12 protein-coding genes and 1 riboswitch are annotated in these 15383 nt (G+C 49.7%); of the genes, 11 read left to right on the forward strand and 1 reads right to left on the reverse strand.

Features of this window, described 5'->3' with window-relative positions; genetic code table 11:
• The first annotated feature begins 4 nt into the window (after positions 1–4).
• The 5 genes from cbiE to cobM are packed head-to-tail and all read left to right on the forward strand — an operon-like array spanning position 5 to position 4486.
• Positions 5–1270: a precorrin-6y C5,15-methyltransferase (decarboxylating) subunit CbiE gene (cbiE, locus tag ACGHZ6_RS10010; protein WP_390618705.1), complete on the forward strand. Its 1266-nt coding sequence runs from the start codon at positions 5–7 to the stop codon at positions 1268–1270.
• Positions 1271–1278: 8 nt separating this feature from the next.
• Positions 1279–1998 (forward strand): precorrin-2 C(20)-methyltransferase, encoded by a 720-nt coding sequence (cobI, locus tag ACGHZ6_RS10015; RefSeq protein WP_390618706.1) that lies wholly within the window; start codon positions 1279–1281, stop codon positions 1996–1998.
• Positions 1995–2759: a cobalt-precorrin 5A hydrolase gene (locus ACGHZ6_RS10020; protein ID WP_390618707.1), complete on the forward strand. Its 765-nt coding sequence runs from the start codon at positions 1995–1997 to the stop codon at positions 2757–2759. The genes cobI and ACGHZ6_RS10020 overlap by 4 nt, the downstream gene beginning before the upstream one ends.
• A gap of 56 nt (positions 2760–2815) precedes the next feature.
• Positions 2816–3592 (forward strand): precorrin-3B C(17)-methyltransferase, encoded by a 777-nt coding sequence (cobJ, locus tag ACGHZ6_RS10025; protein WP_390618708.1) that lies wholly within the window; start codon positions 2816–2818, stop codon positions 3590–3592.
• Positions 3593–3637: 45 nt separating this feature from the next.
• A complete protein-coding gene (gene cobM / locus ACGHZ6_RS10030) occupies positions 3638–4486 on the forward strand; it encodes a precorrin-4 C(11)-methyltransferase (protein ID WP_390618709.1) in 849 nt (282 codons plus the stop codon).
• A gap of 74 nt (positions 4487–4560) precedes the next feature.
• Here cobM and ACGHZ6_RS10035 read toward each other — a convergent pair whose 3' ends face one another.
• Entirely contained in the window at positions 4561–5727 is a 1167-nt protein-coding gene (locus ACGHZ6_RS10035) for a sirohydrochlorin chelatase (protein ID WP_390618710.1), read from the reverse strand.
• 217 nt (positions 5728–5944) lie between these two features.
• Positions 5945–6208, forward strand: a riboswitch (cobalamin riboswitch).
• A 154-nt stretch (positions 6209–6362) separates the two neighbouring features.
• On the opposite strand from ACGHZ6_RS10035, the gene cobW reads away from it, so the two are divergent.
• Genes cobW through ACGHZ6_RS10065 form a run of 6 tightly spaced genes read left to right on the forward strand, consistent with a single transcriptional unit; the run spans position 6363 to position 15371 of the window.
• Positions 6363–7451: a cobalamin biosynthesis protein CobW gene (cobW, locus tag ACGHZ6_RS10040; protein WP_390618711.1), complete on the forward strand. Its 1089-nt coding sequence runs from the start codon at positions 6363–6365 to the stop codon at positions 7449–7451.
• Between the two features lie 8 nt (positions 7452–7459).
• On the forward strand, positions 7460–11425 hold the full coding sequence (gene cobN, locus ACGHZ6_RS10045; protein WP_390618712.1) for a cobaltochelatase subunit CobN: 3966 nt from the start codon (positions 7460–7462) through the stop codon (positions 11423–11425).
• Complete coding sequence (locus ACGHZ6_RS10050; protein WP_390618713.1) at positions 11425–12963, forward strand: cobyric acid synthase; 1539 nt, start codon at positions 11425–11427, stop codon at positions 12961–12963. Before cobN ends, ACGHZ6_RS10050 begins: the two co-directional genes overlap by 1 nt.
• Positions 12960–13925 carry an adenosylcobinamide-phosphate synthase CbiB gene (gene cbiB, locus ACGHZ6_RS10055; protein WP_390618714.1) on the forward strand — a complete coding sequence of 322 codons (966 nt, stop codon included), beginning with the start codon at positions 12960–12962 and terminating at the stop codon, positions 13923–13925. Before ACGHZ6_RS10050 ends, cbiB begins: the two co-directional genes overlap by 4 nt.
• Complete coding sequence (locus tag ACGHZ6_RS10060) at positions 13886–15034, forward strand: aminotransferase class I/II-fold pyridoxal phosphate-dependent enzyme (RefSeq protein ID WP_390618715.1); 1149 nt, start codon at positions 13886–13888, stop codon at positions 15032–15034. Before cbiB ends, ACGHZ6_RS10060 begins: the two co-directional genes overlap by 40 nt.
• Positions 15006–15371 (forward strand): hypothetical protein, encoded by a 366-nt coding sequence (locus tag ACGHZ6_RS10065; RefSeq protein WP_390618716.1) that lies wholly within the window; start codon positions 15006–15008, stop codon positions 15369–15371. Before ACGHZ6_RS10060 ends, ACGHZ6_RS10065 begins: the two co-directional genes overlap by 29 nt.
• The last annotated feature ends 12 nt before the right edge of the window (positions 15372–15383 follow it).

A 15383-nucleotide genomic window follows, 5' to 3' on the forward strand; every position in this document is an offset into this window, starting at 1 on the left:
TAACGTGACGGATATTCTGATTCACATTGTTGGTCTTGGTGTAACCGATCAGGCTAATCTGAGCGGCGAAGCAACGGCTGCCTTACAGGGCGCTGGCCTGGTGATGGGATCAGAGCGTCAGTTGGCGGTTGTGGAGCATCTATTATCGGATTCACAAACCACCATGGTGTTACCTGCCTTTAAACAGCTCGGCAACACGCTTGAGACCTTGCAGCGAGAAGGTTTACCGCAGCTAGTGGTCCTGGCCTCGGGTGATCCACTTTTTTACGGTATTGGTCGCTGGTTTGCTAATAATTTTGATAAGGGCCAATTACGTTTTTATCCGGCTATATCAAGTATTCAGGCTGCGTGTCATCAATTGGGCTTATCCCAGCAGGATGTCGACGTTATCAGTTTGCACGGCAGACCTCTGTTTACCCTGAGACGTAAGTTAAAACAGCAGAAGACTCTGGTCATACTGACGGATAAGAACAGTACACCGTCGTTGTTGGCGCAGGAGTGTGCAGCCGCTGGATTCGACCAATCAACTCTGTGGGTTTGTGAAACCCTGGGTTATCCCGAGCAAAAAGTCAGTGAGTTCAGTGTGGCTGAACTGCTTGAGACTAACCAAAGCTTTGATCCGCTCCATGTCACGGTTATTCAAACTCGTGGTATTGGCAGAGTCTTTCCAGAATTCCCTGGTATTGAAGATACTGCTTTTGTGACAGACAAAGGCAGCGGCAAAGGGATGATCACCAAGCGGGAAGTTCGCTTGGGTATTTTGTCGTTGCTGCAGCCCGCCGCTGGTGATGTCATTTGGGATGTAGGTGCCGGCTGTGGCAGTGTAGCCGTTGAATTGGCTTACTGGAATGAAAAGGCCCGAGTTTGTGCGATTGAACATCACGCCGAGCGCCAGTCTTGCCTGGAAGAAAATCAGCAGCGTTTTGGGGTCGTTGATAATCTCGAATTGATCAATGACCGGGCACCAGCCTGTTTGAAGGATTTGCCAACGGCCAACAAAGTTTTTATTGGTGGCAGTGATGGCGAGTTGCCACAGCTGCTGGATCAAGTTTGGCAGCAGCTACCGGAGTGGGGTGTATTGGTCGCCAGTGCGGTGATGGAGCCTACAAGGCAGCAACTGTTGCAGTTTTTGCAAACCCACCAGAGTGATGCGGAAACAGAGACGCTGCAAATAGCGGTTAGCAAGGGTGAGACCTTGGCTGGGCAGCTGGTATACAAACCCAATTTGCCGGTCACTTTATTTAAATTAACCAAGCAATCGTGCAAGTGAGGAACGTCATGTCTAACGCACAATTTGTTGGGGTTGGTGTCGGCCCTGGTGATCCCGAACTGATTACGCTCAAGGCGATGCGATTAATCCAGTCGGCGGATGTGATCAGTTATATCGCCAATGATAAGGGGGAGTCCCAGGCCAAACGGATTGCCGTTGAGGCTTTGCAAACGGTAACCCGAGAGCAGTTGGAAATCCCTGTGGTAATGCCAATGTGCAATGATCGCAGTGTCGCAAATAAAGTTTATGATGAGGCTGCTGCATCGATCACCGAACAGATCCAGGCGGGTAAGCAGGTGGTATTTATCTGTGAGGGCGATCCATTGTTCTTTGGCTCCTTTGCTTACTTGCTCGAACGTTTACAGCAGCAGTTTGAATGCAGCGTCGTGCCGGGCATTTCATCGGTTCATGCTGCTTCGTCGGCACTGCAACATCCATTAACCATGTTAAAAGAATCCTTTGCTGTTATCAGTGGCCGCCACAGCGACGAACAGATGCGAGCGGCACTGCAGCAACACGACAGTGTGGTGATTATGAAGGCCGGGCAGTCGAGGCCCAGAATTCTGGCAGCACTGAAGGATTGTGATCGCTTTGAAGAGGCACGCTATTTGGAAAATATTGGCCGCGTCAATGAGCGAATGATTACTGATCTTTCCGAGTTGGAAGATACGGCAGGCCCATACTTTTCCTTGTTTGTCATCACCCGCAGTGAGCGCGATCGTACATGATACGCATTGTCGCATTAACCGAGGCGGGTGCCCGTTTGGGGCAACAGTTGCAAGCACAGCTGCGTGATAGTGAGTTATGGGTAAAACCCAAACCCTTTGCGGACAAGGTTCAAGGCGCTTTTACTGACGGTGATGCCCTGATTCTGATTTGTGCCACCGGTATAGCTGTGCGCACCTTGGCGCCGGTACTGGTCTCAAAACACGATGATCCCCCGGTATTAGTATTGGATGAAGCGGGCCGTTTTGTCATTCCGTTGCTATCCGGCCATGAAGGCGGTGCCAATGAGTGGGGGCGTGAAGTCTCTAATCTGTTAGCTGCAGAATTGGTGATAACAACCGCGCAGCCTTACTTACAGCCCGTCTATAGCGTGGGCATGGGGTGCGAGCGTGGTTGCCCTGAGGAACATTTGCGTGAGTTGCTTATGGCGTGCCTTGAGCAGGCCGGTCTTTCTCTGGGTAATATCCAGAGTATTAACAGCATAGATATTAAAACAGACGAAGTGGGCTTGATTACCTTGGCGGAAAGCCTGGATAAGCCCTTTCAAACCTGGAATGCCGAGACGCTCAATACGGTCGATCATTTGCTGAATTCACACTCTGATTATGTATTCAAAACTGTCGGTGTGTATGGAGTGGCCGAGTCGGCGGCATTGATAGGGAGTAGCAAAGCGACTGATCGGGAGGCGGAGTTGGTTCTGGTAAAACAAAAAACCGCTAAAGCGACCTGTGCCATTGCCCGTAGTTATCCGGCTCTCGGTTAGGGTTTCTAAAAAGAGCAAATCAAGACGTTTATACAGATAAGTAGATAGAGAACAGAATGGCAAAATTATTTGTAGTAGGTACCGGCCCAGGCGCTGAAGATTGGGTGACGCCCAAGGCCTTGGCTTCTATTGAGGCCAGTACTGACCTGGTGGCCTACGGTTTATACCTGGATTTACTGGGTGATGTCTGTAACGGCAAACAACACCATGATCTGCCGTTAGGCGAAGAAATTGGCCGTGCCCGTTTGGCACTGGATTTGGCGGCGAGTGGTAAAACTACGGCGTTAATTTCCAGTGGTGATATTGGCATTTACGCCATGGCTACCTTGGTGTTTGAGTTATTAGATCAGCAGCTGCAGGGTAAGGAAAATCACCCGGAATGGCTCGATGTTGAAATTGAAGTTGTGCCAGGCATTTCTGCCATGCAGGCGGGGGCGGCTAAAGTGGGGGCAATGCTGGGTCATGACTTTTGTACGATTTCCTTGTCAGACTTGCTAACGCCGTGGGAAACCATTGAAAAGCGTCTGCACTCTTGCGGGCAGGGTGATTTTGTTGTGTCTTTCTACAATCCGCGCTCGAAAAAGCGCGATTGGCAGATTAATACTGCACGAGATATTTTATTGCAGTATCGCCCAGCATCTACGCCGGTTTTATTGGGGCGTCAGCTGACTCGAGAAGATGAGACGATTACCTATACGACCTTGGGCGAATTGCATTCCGATGATGTCGATATGTTTACGTTGGTTTCTGTCGGCAACAGCGAGTCGCGCCATATCGTTAATGGCGAACGGGAATGGATTTATACGCCTCGGGGCTATAAGAAAAAGCTGTAACCCCAAGTAAGGGTTGATAGCGGTTAGCGAGAAGTAGAGATAACTATGAAAGTGTATTTTATTGGGGCTGGCCCCGGGGACCCAGAGTTAATCACCGTTAAAGCTCTGAAGCGTCTGGAGCAGTGTCCAGTTGTGCTTTATGCCGGCTCGTTGGTGCCGCGCGATATATTGCAAACCGTAGATGGTTCTTTAAATAATGGTAAGCCATCGGCTGATCTTATTCTGGATACCGCTTCCATGGATCTGGAAGAGATTGTTGCGGAAATGGTCAAAGCCAAAGAGCAAGACAAAGATGTTGCTCGAGTCCATTCTGGTGATCCCTCAGTCTACGGCGCAACAGGTGAGCAAATGCGCCGCCTGGATGAGTTGGGTATTGATTACGAAGTCATTCCCGGTGTTACGGCAACCTCTGCGTCTGCGGCTTTTTTGAAAAAAGAGCTGACCCTTTCTGGTGTCTCCCAAACCATTATTATGACGCGTTATGAAGGCAAAACGCCGTTCCCTGAGCGTGAGCGTTTACCAGCGCTGGCAGCCAGTGGGGCTACTTTGGCCATCCATTTGGGTGTGACGCGTATCCATAAAATTGTCGAAGATTTAATTCCGCACTACGGCGAGAATTGCCCGGTTGCCGTGTGTTATCGAACATCATGGCCTGATCAGGACAAGGTCACAGGTACACTCAAAGATATTGTGCAAAAAGTGCGTGATAAGAAATTCACGCGTACAGCACTGGTATTGGTAGGTTATGTGTTGGATTCTGACGAGTTTAAAGATTCTTATCTTTATGATCAGGATCAGGCCCATGTATATCGGCCGAAAAACAAGAAACAGGAAAAGCGCTCGGTTGATACCGCTATGGCTCACCCAGCGGTAAAAAAAGTTAGCTCACCTTAACGTGCTAAAAGATGGTCACAAGAGAAGGGCTGCTATCCTCTCTCTTGTGCCTGGTTCGCTATGTTTAGCGTGAATTAGTTGCGCTTGCAGGTGGGGACTTGATCAATGACCGGTTTGTTGGCTTGTTCTTCGTCGATAATTTCCTGTGGAAATTGACGCATAAAACAGCAGCACACATTTTCATTAATCATCGTGCGCGGACCATTGGGGTGACCAATGTGTTTATAGGGCGCGTGGTGATGGCCATGGTCGTGTGAATGATCATGCGAGTGGCTGTGAGAGTGAGTGTGAGAATGGCCATGGGCATGATCGTGTGAATGGTCATGAGAATGACTGTGAGTATGTCCTTTACCTTCTTCTGGTTCAGGTTGAAACTCCGCATGATGGTGATGCACATCAACTTCGCCACGGGCCAGACGTTGTTTAAAGTCTTCCATCAGTGATAGCGGGTTAACCGGGCCGGTAATAGTTTCTTCAATACGCTCGATAAATGTATTAATAACGTGTTCCTGGTCGCGCAGGTAATCCGCTTTTAAGAACTCTATGTCCGGGTTTTCGCCCGCGACCTTATCGACATAACCGTGAATGCGATCTATCAGTTTGCCACCAAATAAGAAGTAGGGGGCTACAACAATTCTTTTGTAGCCCAGCTTAATGGCCATGTCCAAACCGCGACCTACTGACGGGAAAGTAACACCGGAATAGACCGTTTCTGCCCAGCCAAAACCCAGGTTTTCGCAGCAGATACGGGTTAACTTTGCCGCTTCGGCATTGGCTTCGGTGACTGAGGTGCCACGTCCAACAACAACCAGCATGGTGTCATACAGTTCGCCGAAAGTTGGAATCTCGTTATATCCAAGTGCCGCCAGAATGCGCGCCTGGAAAGCGTGGATCATTTCGCTGTGCAGGCCCAGCTCGCGACCATACTCAATGGTTAACCCAGGGTGTTTTTCCATGTAGGTGGTTAACACTGAGGGAATGTCATTTTGCGCATGGGTGGCGGCGAATAACATACCCGGTACGGCATAGATCTTCTTGGCGCCATTCTCCAGCAGGCGATCCAGTGCCATATGAATGTTGGGGGCGGAATATTCCAGGAATCCGTACTCGACATTGAGTTCGGGATAGCGTTTCTTTAAGCCTGCAGCTAACAGACTAAACTCTTTCTCAGCTATTTTGGCTCGGCTGCCATGGCCACAGATAAGAACACCAGCGTCGGCGGGTAGTTGATCGATTTTCATACTCTTTCTCCATCGCTGTCTGCTGGGTGCAGTGGATGCGGTTTATTAATAGGTGACCAATATACGGGGGCAGCATTATCTCGGATTAATCCCTCGTTGTTAATACTAACTTGTAAGCTCTATTGCACTAAAGGTCTTTTCCGCTGTGCTTTCTCCTGTCTTGAGATCGACGTGGCAATCCACGGATTTGATGGATTCATAGGCATGAATTAGGTAAAATCGGCGCCTGATTTCAGGTTTTCAGTGGCCTTGATGCCACCAAGAAATGAAAAGGGAATCCACTACACGGTTTTTTATCGTCAATATAGTTTCAGCAGTTGTGATCGCTGCTATTTGACGATTAATCCTGTTGACCGGAGCTGTCCCCGCAACTGTATGCAGTGAGCCGTAGCGAGACCACTGAGCGATAAACGCTTGGGAAGGACGTTACAAAGGTGTAGACCTGTGAGCCAGTAGACCTGCCTGAACTCAGTGGAGTCGAAAGACTCATTAACCTGATGGTCGGGGTGTGCAATCAGGCGCTATAGTTTCCTTTAGTTCTAGTCTTACTTGAGTGGGAGCATAGTCGATTTATTCCCGATGTCCATCAGAGACTATTCTGGCTCAGCCGGAAGACCCGCAAAGAGGAATTGATTATGCAGCTCAATAAAATCCCTGCAACGGTTGTAACCGGCTTTTTAGGCAGCGGCAAAACTACCTTGTTGTCCAATGTGCTCAAGCAGGCAGCAGGTAAGCGTATCGCGGTTATCGTCAATGAATTTGGTGAATTGGATATTGACGCTGACTTACTACGCAGTTGCCCTCTCGATTGTGAGGATGAGGGAGCCAATGTTGTTGAAGGCCAGGACGGTATTTATGAACTCGCCAACGGCTGCATTTGTTGCACTGTAGAAGAAGAGTTTTTGCCGGTTATGCAACAACTGGTAGAGCGTCGTGATGATATTGATCATATTCTAATTGAAACCAGTGGGCTGGCCTTGCCGAAACCCTTGGTACAAGCCTTTAACTGGCCTGAAATTAAGCAATACTGCACCGTAGATGCGGTGATTACCGTTATTGATGGTCCCGCGGTGGCCGGTGGCCGTTTTGCCCATGATGTCGATAAAGTGCAAGCTCAGCGTTTGGCTGATGAAAGCCTGGATCACGATCCGAGTCTGCAAGAATTGTTGGACGATCAGCTGAGTGCAGCTGATTTGGTGATTGTGAGTAAGAATGATCTGCTGTCTGAGCATGAGCGCGGCCAGGTGACGGACGTTGTTGCCAAAAGGGTTCCCGAGTCGGTAAAAACTTCTTATATCAGTAACGGTGAGGCGCCCTTAGATCTGTTGCTGGGCATCGATGCCAAGGCCGAAGAGCGTATCGATCAGGTACATAATCACCACGATCACCATCATGCTCATGGTGAACATCACGACCATGCCCACGATCATTTTGATTCTTTTGTGATTAGTATCGGCGAAGTCGATAGCGATAAACTGCAAACGATATTGAAGCAGTTGCTGAGCCAGCATGCGATCTATCGTGCCAAGGGTTTTGCCGCCTTACCGGGTAAGCCAATGCGTCAGGTATTGCAGGCCGTAGGTGAGCGATTGGATGTACATTTTGATCGTCTGTGGCAAGCCGAAGAAGCGCGTAAAACCCAGCTGGTGTTTATTGGCAAGGGTATCGATAAAGCCAGTATTGAAGCTGAATTACTGCAAGCGCAAATTGCTGAGACTGCTTAAGGAGTACCATGCATCTACTGGCGTCCCAGCCTGGCGGGTTTGTTGACGATGAAGGCATTATTGACCTGCAGCAGTCGCCCGCCGACATCGTTATCCTGTCAGCGGCCGATAGCAGTTTGGCGGCCTTGGCGGATGCCTTGGATGTACTAGGATCTTCAGAAAAAGAAATTTTTCCCGAGGTTCGGTTAGCCAATTGGCTGCAAATCGTAAAGCCTGCAGCCTTTGATCTGTATCGCCACAAGGTATTGGATCATGCCAAGGTGGTTGTGTTGTCGTTACTGGGCGGCCGCAGTTACTGGGAGTACGGTTTTGAGCAATGTCAGGACTGGCTACGTGCCGCAACACCGGATCAGCCTCGCCATTTAATTATTGTGCCTGGGGATGATACGCCTGATCCGCAGTTACAGGCGGTTTGCTCTACAGATAATGAAACCAGCGATCGTATCTGGCGTTATCTACGAGAAGGTGGTGTGCTTAACAGTCAGTCGCTGTTGCATTATTTAGCAGATATGTTCTTTCAGCAAACGGCGAGTGCTCATGCGTGGCGAGAACCTGCGGTGTTGCCGCGGGCAATGGTTTATATGCCGCCAGAGCTTTTCTCTCACCGACAAGAGCAGGAGAGAGTTAAACAGGCAAGCCTGCAAGATTGGCAGCAGTACTGGCAGAAAACTGATAGGTTTCAAAAGTCTCAAGAACTGCCGGGGGCTGTGGTGCTATTACTGTTTTACCGCAGCCACTTACAAAGCGGTAATACCGGCGTTTTTGATGGTCTGGTGCAAGCACTGCTGAAACAGGGCTTGCGACCTCTACCCGTGGCGGTGGCCTCACTTAAAGATGCTGAATCGCTGCTACTGATTAATTCCCTGATAGAAACTACCCAAGCCCAATTGTTAATTAACACTACGGGCTTTGCCAGTAACACGGTGGCGTGCCCCGATCTTTCTTCTGAGCCCAGTGGTTTTGATGCCGCGTTCGTTAACGATGTGCCGGTTTTACAGTTGGTATTGTCGAGTAGCACTGAAGAAGACTGGGATAGTCATCAGCAGGGGTTACGCAGTCGCGATATTGCCATGCAGGTGGTGTTACCTGAAATGGATGGTCGTGTCATTACTCGTGCTGTCAGTTTTAAAGCAGAGAACCATTTTAACGAGCGTGCTCAGGTGTCGGTGGTGCGTTACCAGTTGCATGATGAGCGTGCCAATTTTATCGCCAAGCTGGCGCGTCGTTACTGCGCGTTAGCTGGCAAATCCAATCAGGATAAGCGCATTGCACTGATTCTGGCTAACTATCCCACCAAAGATGGTCGTATCGGTAATGGTGTGGGGTTGGATACACCGGCTTCCACGATCAATATTTTAAAGGCAATGGAAACTGCCGGTTACCCGATCGAAGATATGCCTGAAAATGGTAATGCTCTGATAGAAGAATTGCTTGGTGCCATTACCAATAACCCCAACACGTTACATCAGTTACCTTGTTGGCAGAGCTTAGCGCTTGACGATTATCAGCGTTGTTTTGAAACGCTACCCGTTGCAAACCAGCAAGCGATTATTGAGCGTTGGGGGGCTCCTGAACAGGATCCTAAGTGTCGCCAAGGGCGATTAATGATAGCGGGTATTCGTTTAGGTGAAACCTTTGTTGGTATTCAACCGGCGCGGGGATTTAATGTGGATCTGGCGGCGAACTACCATGATCCCGATTTAGTACCGCCTCACAGTTATCTCGCCTTTTATTTTTGGTTGCGCGAAATCTACGCTGTTGAAGCGGTAATTCATGTTGGTAAGCACGGTAATCTGGAGTGGTTGCCCGGTAAAGGCACAGCATTATCTTCAGGCTGTTGGCCTGATGCCGTGCTTGGCCCCATGCCACATTTTTACCCATTTATTGTTAATGACCCGGGGGAGGGTGCGCAGGCTAAGCGCCGAACCCAGGCCGTGATTATTGATCACCTTATGCCGCCCATGACGCGCGCTGAAACCTATGGTGAATTGGCAGAGCTGGAAAGCCTGGTGGACGAGTTTTATCAGGCTATGGGCATGGATAAGCGCCGTGAAGATTGGTTGCGGGAGAAAATTCTCCAGCAACTTAAATCCACTCACGTACTGCAGGAAATCACCGGCAATACCTCCGTAGATGAGCAGCCGGATGATGACAGTTTGTTGGAAGAGCTGGATGCTTACCTGTGTGATATTAAGGAAGCCCAGATTCGTCACGGTTTACACCGCTTAGGTGAGCTTCCCAATATCGAAAAACTGGCCGACACGTTAGTCGCTTTATTGCGTTTGCCGCGTGGCAACGCCGATAACAGTCGCGGTATCCTGCAGTGTCTGGTTGAGGATTTTGAGCTAACCCTGGAGGATGGCTCTGCGTTCGAGCCACTGTCTGCTAGCCATAAACCCTGGACGGGGGGGCAGCCTTCCTTGCTACAAAGTGTTAGTGCAGAGAGTTGGCGTTCAGAAGCCGATACCCGTGAGCGTTTGGAATTATTGGCTCGTCATTGGGTTATTAAATTTGTTCTACATGAACAAGCGCCATGGCAGGAGTTAGAGGCCTTTCCATGTTCTCAAGCCTTATTGTATTACGCCTGGGAAGTCTTACACCCCACATTACAAAAAAGTGCTGAACTGGAAATCCATTCGTTAATCCGGGGGCTGGCGGGCAAGTTTGTCGCACCGGGCCCCAGCGGTGCGCCGACGCGAGGCCGTTTGGATACCTTGCCTACCGGGCGTAACTTCTTTTCCGTAGATAATCGCTCGATTCCATCACCCGCTGCCTGGGCTATTGGTGAGCGTTCGGCACAGGCATTAATTGAGCGTCATTTGCAGGAAGAGGGGGATTACCCTCGCGAGCTCGGCTTGTCCGTGTGGGGGACGGCCACTATGCGCACGGGTGGAGACGATATTGCTCAGGCCTTTGCATTGATGGGGATTAAACCCATCTGGGCTCCGGGCTCCCAGCGTGTTGTTGATTTCGAAATTGTGCCAACCATGTTGCTTGGGCGTCCGAGAGTGGATGTCACCTTGCGAGTATCAGGGTTTTTTCGTGACGCCTTCCCTAATGTGATGAAGCTTTACGATGCGGCTGTAGTAGCATTGGCACAGCTGGATGAACCGGGTGATGGTAATTGTATTCGTCGCCATATAGAGCAGCGTCAGCGACAGCTTGAAGCACAGGGTTTGTCTGCTGAAGAGGCATTCCGTCAATCCAGCTATCGTGTGTTTGGCAGTAAACCGGGTGCCTATGGTGCAGGTCTACAAGGGTTGATTGATGAGCGCTGTTGGGAAGAACGCAGTGATCTGGCCGAAGCCTATTTGAACTGGGGTGGTTATGCCTATGGCAAGCATCAATTAAACGATAAAGTTATCGGCCAGGATGAAAGTCAGGATTTAGCTGATGGTGTTGCGGCTCATGGCAGCTTCCAGTATCGCCTGTCGCAACTGGAGGCGGTGGTGCAAAATCAGGATAACCGTGAACACGATTTACTGGATTCCGATGACTATTATCAATTCCAGGGAGGCATGAGCAACGCTGTAACTACCTTCAGCGGAAAAATGCCAGCGGTGTATCACGCCGACCATGCCAATCCCTCTGCGCCCAAAATACGTACGTTAAAAGAAGAGCTTAATCGAGTAGTACGTTCCCGTGTGCTTAACCCCAAATGGATAGAGGCGATGCGAGAGCACGGTTATAAAGGCGCCTTTGAAATGTCGGCCAGTATTGATTATTTGTTTGCCTATGATGCCACGACGGATCTGGTGGATGACTACCAGTACCAACAGGTTGCCGACGCCTTGGTGTTCGATACTGATAATCAGGCATTCTTGCAAGAGAACAACCCCCATGCTCTGGAAGAAATGACCGAGCGCTTGCTGGAAGCCTGTCAGCGTGGCTTATGGCAGGAGCCAGGGGATACCGCTGCAGAACTGCAGCAATTGTTATTAGAGATTGACCAGCAGCAGGAGAGTCAACACTGATGTCCAAACCTTTGCCAAGCTTTGCTAACCCTCACACCCTCATGGTGCAAGGTACTACATCCGATGCTGGGAAAAGTATTCTGGTGACGGCGCTGTGTCGTATTTTGGCTCGCCACAAAATTGGCGTTGCACCGTTTAAGCCACAAAATATGGCATTAAACAGCGCGGTAACGCAGGAAGGAGGTGAGATTGGCCGTGCCCAAGCGGTACAGGCTGAAGCCTGTTATCTGCCCAGTTCAACCGATATGAATCCTATCCTGTTAAAACCCAATACTGACATTGGGGCGCAAGTGATTGTCAACGGTAAAGCCATTGGCAATATGGATGCCCAAACATATCACGCCTACAAACCGGAACTGTTAAAAGAGGTGGTTGCTGCCCATGGTCGTCTGCAGGATCGCTACCAGGTGGTGATGGTGGAAGGGGCGGGCAGTCCGGCGGAAATTAATTTACGTGAACACGATATCGCCAATATGGGTTTTGCCGAGGAGGCGGATTGTCCGGTGATTATTGTCGCCGATATTGATCGTGGTGGTGTGTTTGCTCACCTTTTAGGTACCTATGAGCTGTTAAGCGAAACCGAACAGCAGCGGGTAGTTGGTTTTGTGATTAACCGTTTTCGCGGTGATATTAAGCTGTTGGAATCCGGACTTGATTGGTTGGAAGAGCGTAGCGGTGTTCCGGTACTGGCGGTCATTCCCTATATCCATAACCTGCATATCGAGGCAGAAGATGCCATTAATCTGGATCAGGAGTTGAGTGCTGAGGACAGTTACCGGCAGTTAAAAGTTGTGGTGCCTGCTTATCCGCGTATGAGTAATCACACTGACTTTGATGTACTGCGTTTGCACCCGCAGGTCGATTTACAGTTTGTAAAAGATATCACTCTGTTTAAAGGCGCAGATCTGATTGTATTGCCGGGCAGTAAAAACGTGCGTGGTGATTTGCAGTGGTTAAAAGATGAAGGTTGGCAGGCTGCCATTCAGCGGCATCTGCGTTTAGGGGGTAAGTTACTGGGCGTGTGTGGCGGCTACCAGATGCTGGGTCAACAGCTGCATGACCCGGAAGGTATAGAATCCAAACCCGGTTCGAGTAACGGCTTAGGCTTGCTGGATATGGAAACTACGTTGACCGGCAATAAAACCCTGCGCAATGTTGAAGGCAGTAGTTGTGCGACAGCGTTGTTCGGTGCAGATGCCATGGCAGTAAAAGGTTATGAAATTCATGCTGGTGTTAGTCAGGGGGCGGCATTAGAGCAGCCTTTATTTACACTCAAACACAGTGATGAAGTTGATGCTGCACCGTTTAGTGAAGGCAGTATCAACGCTGACAAAACAGTTTTCGGCAGTTATGTTCATGGCCTGTTTGATCAGCCGCAATTGTTGCAAAAATTGCTGGATTGGGCGGGTCTGCAAGGTCATGAAGAATTTGATTATCCCGCTTTCCGCGAACAGCAAATTGATCGATTAGCCGATGAAGTTGAAGCTGTTATGCCGTTGTCCATGTTACAGCGTTTGTTGAGGTTGGATAGCGAATGAACCTGTGGTGGCAATTGCCGGCGGTACTTTTAGCTGCACTTCTATTGGATAAGCTGCTGGGTGAGCCTAGGCGGTTTCACCCGCTGGTGGGTTTTGGCCATTGGACTAATGCTATTGAAGGTTGCTTGAATCGTTCTAATAAATTTCAGCTGTTTGGATTTTTGCTTGGAGCATGTGCCTGGGTATTAGCCGTTATTCCGATCGTTATTGTTGCTGCCTTTCTCGATCATTGGCTTCAGGCTTATTCCTATCTGCATATGTTGGTGACTGCCGCAGTTCTCTATTTGGCTATCGGCTGGCAAAGTTTGCTGCAGCATGCCCAGGCTGTAGCTAAACCCCTGATTGCGGGTGATTTATCTTCTGCACGGCAAGCGGTTGGTATGATTGTCAGTCGTGATCCTGAGCAATTAGATACAACGGGTGTTGCCAAGGCCGCCACAGAATCGGTGTTGGAAAATGGCGCTGATGCGATATTCTCGGCCATATTTTGGTGTGTCATTGCAGGGCTATTGGGTTATGGCATAGCCGGTGTCGTGTTGTATCGCTTGGCCAATACCCTGGATGCCATGTGGGGCTATCGTAACGAGCGCTTTCTACAATTTGGCTGGGCTGCTGCGCGTATTGATGATCTGCTGAATTTTATTCCCGCCCGCTTAACAGCATTAAGTTATACCCTGATGGGTAATACCCGGGTAGCCTGGCAATGTTGGCGAGAGCAGGGATATAACTGGAAGAGCCCAAATGCAGGGCCGGTAATGGCCAGTGGCGCTGGGGCGTTAAATGTCAGTTTAGGTGGTGAAGCTCGCTATCATCAGCAATTACAAGTTCGCCCTGCATTGGGTCCAAATACCCAGACAGGACGAGCACCGAGCGGACACACCATCGTTGATGCTTGCCAGCTGGTAAATCGAGCCTTGGTGTTATGGGTACTGGTGATAACAGCATTGGCGGTCGTGCTATGAGTGTTAATTCTATAGCTCTGCCTCACGGCGGCAACCTGCAGCAGGCGAGTCAGATATACGGGATTGATATTCATGATTGGATCGATCTGTCGACGGGTATTAATCCTCGTTCCTACCCGTTAGCACCTATAGCAACGGAATATTTTCATCAGTTGCCATACCCGTCGTCAGGCTTAATCGACGTTGCAAGCAAATACTATGGCAGCAATCAACTTTTACCCATAGCCGGCACCCAAGCTGCTATACAGGTTTTACCGCAGTGTTTGCCTGAACTGCCAATTTTATTGCCCAAGGTGGGGTATCAGGAGCATCGTAAACATTGGTTGAGGGGGGCTGCTCCATGCCGGGATTACCCCGCCAATCATGCTGAAGAAACCGCAGTCTATATAGATCAGCAACTGCAGGAAAATGCCGCTACCCATCTCTTATTGATTAATCCGAATAACCCAACCGGATTGTATTTAGATAAGCAAAACATGCTCAAATGGGCTGGGCAGTTGAAAGAGGGTGGTCACTTGATCGTTGACGAAGCCTTTATCGATGTGACGCCTGAACAGAGTTTGTTAACGGAACCTTTACCCGACAATGTGTTGGTACTGCGTTCCTGTGGCAAATTCTTTGGTCTGGCGGGGATACGGTTAGGCTTTGCCTTTGCTTCTCCGGTGTTGCGCGAACGTTTGTCAGACGCTCTGGGGTTATGGCCCATCAGTGGCCCCACGCAAGCTGCAGGTATTCAGGGGCTAGGAGATGACCTGTGGCAACAACAGGCAAGGCTAAAGATTACCCAGGATAGTGATACAACGGCGACTTTGTTTGAGCCATTACTGCAACAGCTTAACCCTGTTCGTCAGATGAACCGACCACTATTCCATTCGTATCTATTGGCGAAGCAGTCTGCACGGGATATGCAGTTCTGGTTTGCCAAGCGAGGTATCTTGCTACGCTTGATAGACTGGGATGAAGATCTGAGCCTGGTACGAGTAGGGCTGTTGGATAGTACGAATAATGAACATACCCAGCGTGTAAAGCAGGCGGTAACCGCTGCTGTTGAAGCGATTAATGATGGGGTATTCTATAGCCATGAAACTCCATTACCCCAAAAAGCCTAATCAAGAAGCCCTGGTGCTGGAAAACGACCGGCACTGGCGCATAGAGATGGTGATTAAGGCCAATGAGGATGATAGCTTCTCGTTGGTGGCCCAGTCTGGGCTGAAGGATAAACCCGCCGAGCTCAATAAATTACAGGGGCCATATCAAACCCTGGATCAAGCCTTGGCCGCCCGTGGTGCTATCGCCCAGCAGCTGGTAGCCAAGGGCTTCGCTGAGGTGGATGTCCAGCCTATATGGAGCTTGCAAGCCCAGGCGGTGATCAAACGTTTGCGGCAAGAGCGGGGGGATAATACCGGTAATTATTCGTTTGATCCCAGCGATGTATTCTTTGATTAGTTGTTTGTAGTA

It is taken from the genome of Maricurvus nonylphenolicus (assembly GCF_042854845.1).
Taxonomy (GTDB): Bacteria; Pseudomonadota; Gammaproteobacteria; order Pseudomonadales; family Cellvibrionaceae; genus Maricurvus; species Maricurvus nonylphenolicus.

Excerpts from the sequence above, each read along its gene's own strand:
- ACGHZ6_RS10020 (WP_390618707.1), top strand. The coding sequence starts at position 1,995 with ATGATACGCATTGTCGCATTAACCGAGGCGGGTGCCCGTTTGGGGCAA.
- cobM (WP_390618709.1), top strand. The coding sequence starts at position 3,638 with ATGAAAGTGTATTTTATTGGGGCTGGCCCCGGGGACCCAGAGTTAATC.
- ACGHZ6_RS10050 (WP_390618713.1), top strand. The coding sequence starts at position 11,425 with ATGTCCAAACCTTTGCCAAGCTTTGCTAACCCTCACACCCTCATGGTG.
- ACGHZ6_RS10065 (WP_390618716.1), top strand. The coding sequence starts at position 15,006 with ATGAAACTCCATTACCCCAAAAAGCCTAATCAAGAAGCCCTGGTGCTG.
- ACGHZ6_RS10035 (WP_390618710.1), bottom strand. The coding sequence starts at position 5,727 with ATGAAAATCGATCAACTACCCGCCGACGCTGGTGTTCTTATCTGTGGC.
- cobN (WP_390618712.1), top strand. The coding sequence starts at position 7,460 with ATGCATCTACTGGCGTCCCAGCCTGGCGGGTTTGTTGACGATGAAGGC.
- cobJ (WP_390618708.1), top strand. The coding sequence starts at position 2,816 with ATGGCAAAATTATTTGTAGTAGGTACCGGCCCAGGCGCTGAAGATTGG.
- cobW (WP_390618711.1), top strand. The coding sequence starts at position 6,363 with ATGCAGCTCAATAAAATCCCTGCAACGGTTGTAACCGGCTTTTTAGGC.
- ACGHZ6_RS10060 (WP_390618715.1), top strand. The coding sequence starts at position 13,886 with ATGGGTACTGGTGATAACAGCATTGGCGGTCGTGCTATGAGTGTTAAT.
- cbiB (WP_390618714.1), top strand. The coding sequence starts at position 12,960 with ATGAACCTGTGGTGGCAATTGCCGGCGGTACTTTTAGCTGCACTTCTA.
- cobI (WP_390618706.1), top strand. The coding sequence starts at position 1,279 with ATGTCTAACGCACAATTTGTTGGGGTTGGTGTCGGCCCTGGTGATCCC.